This is a genomic window from Sulfitobacter sp. HI0129 (assembly GCF_001635395.1).
In the GTDB taxonomy this organism is placed as follows: Bacteria; Pseudomonadota; Alphaproteobacteria; order Rhodobacterales; family Rhodobacteraceae; genus Sulfitobacter.
In genome coordinates, this window is sequence record NZ_LWGH01000002.1 from 1 (window position 1) to 1,765 (window position 1,765).

At 65.6% G+C, this 1,765-nt stretch carries 2 protein-coding genes; one reads left to right on the plus strand and one right to left on the minus strand.

Annotated elements, in window-relative coordinates; all coding sequences use genetic code 11:
* Positions 1 to 1,027: ATP-dependent helicase (locus A3764_RS00090; protein WP_150122001.1), on the minus strand; the 1,027-nt coding region annotated here is incomplete at its 3' end.
* Between the two features lie 129 nt (positions 1,028 to 1,156).
* Between A3764_RS00090 and A3764_RS00095 the strand changes: the two genes are divergently transcribed.
* On the plus strand, positions 1,157 to 1,765 hold a 609-nt coding region (locus tag A3764_RS00095), incomplete at its 3' end, for an alpha-hydroxy acid oxidase (protein ID WP_150122002.1).

Consider the following 1,765-nt stretch of genomic DNA (forward strand, 5'->3'; position numbering starts at 1 on the left):
GGCGGACCTTCTCGCCCTCCTGCGCCTCGGTCCAGAGTGTTTTGCCCAGCCGGCCCTCGTTGCCCGCGATCACGCCCGATGCGGCGGCGAGGATATGGGGCGTGGAGCGATAATTCTGTTCCAGCCGCACCACATGGGCGCCGGGGAAATCCTTTTCGAAGCGCAGGATGTTGCCCACCTCGGCCCCGCGCCAGCCATAGATCGACTGGTCATCGTCACCGACGCAGCAAATGTTGCGGTGCCCCTGCGCCAAGAGCCGCAGCCAGAGGTACTGGGCGACGTTGGTATCCTGATATTCGTCCACGAGGATGTATTTGAACCAGCGTTGATACTGGGCCAGCACGTCTTCGTGGGTCTGGAAGATCGTGACCATATGCAGCAGCAGATCGCCGAAATCGGTGGCGTTCAGCTCTTTCAGCCGCGCCTGATACTGCGCGTAAAGCTCCGCCCCGCGATGATTGTAGGCTCCGGCATCGGCGGCGGGAATCCTGTCCGGTGTCAGGGCGCGGTTCTTCCAGCCGTCGATGATCCCGGCCAGCAGCCGCGCGGGCCAGCGCTTGTCATCGATGCCATCGGCGGCCACCAGTTGCTTGAGCAGGCGAAGCTGGTCGTCGGTGTCCAGAATAGTGAAGTTGCTTTTCAGCCCGACCAGTTCGGCATGGCGCCGCAGCAGTTTGACGCAGATGGCGTGAAAGGTGCCGAGCCATGGCATCCCCTCGATCTGGCGGCCCAGCATATCGCCGACACGGTTCTTCATTTCCCGTGCGGCCTTGTTGGTAAAGGTGACGGCCAGCACCTCGTTGGGCCGGGCCCTTCCGGTATTGAGCAGGTGAACGATCCGCGCGGTCAGCGCGCGTGTCTTGCCCGTCCCCGCCCCGGCCAGCATCAGCACCGGGCCGTCCATCTGTTCCACCGCCGCACGCTGCGCCGGGTTCAGCCCGTCGAGGTAAGGCTGCGGTCGCGCGGCCATCGCCCGCGCGGACAGCGAAGCGGATTCGAAGGCGTCCATTTCGTCGAAATCACTCATGGGGCGAACCTAAACCTGAATCCTTGCAAACGAAACCCATGTTCTCCACCTGTTCTCGTGTTATCCAACCTCTCGGGGGTCCGAACGCAAAGGCTGGACAATCTGTTCAGCACTCCCCCAGATGCCGCCATGGATCTGCACGCCACCTACCCCGCCCTTTCCGATCTGCGCAAGCGCGCGCGCCGTCGTTTGCCCAAATTCGTCTGGGAATACCTCGATTCGGGCACCGGCACCGAAGCGGCCAAGGCGCGCAACCGCACGGCGCTGGACCGGATCGGCCTCATGCCGTCGATCCTGCACGGAGAGATGGAGCCGGACCTGAGCGTTCAACTGATGGGGCAGAACCTGCCGCTGCCCTTCGGGGTCGCCCCGGTCGGCATGTCGGGCCTGATCTGGCCCGATGCCGAAGGCCACCTTGCCCGGGCCGCCGCGCGGGCAGGCATTCCCTACAGCCTGTCCACCGTCGCCTCGCAAAGCCCCGAAGACCTCGCCCCGCACCTCGGGGACCAAGCGTGGTTCCAGATGTACCCGCCCCGCGATCCCGAAATCCGGACCGATATGCTGGCGCGCGCCCGGGATGCTGGTTTCGGGACGCTCGTCCTGACGGCGGACGTGCCGGTCGCATCGCGGCGCGAACGCCAGACACGCTCTGGCCTGACCAACCCGCCCCGGCTGACCCCGCGCCTGATGGCGCAGGTTGCGATGCGCCCGGCGTGGGCCACGCAGATGGCGCGGCGG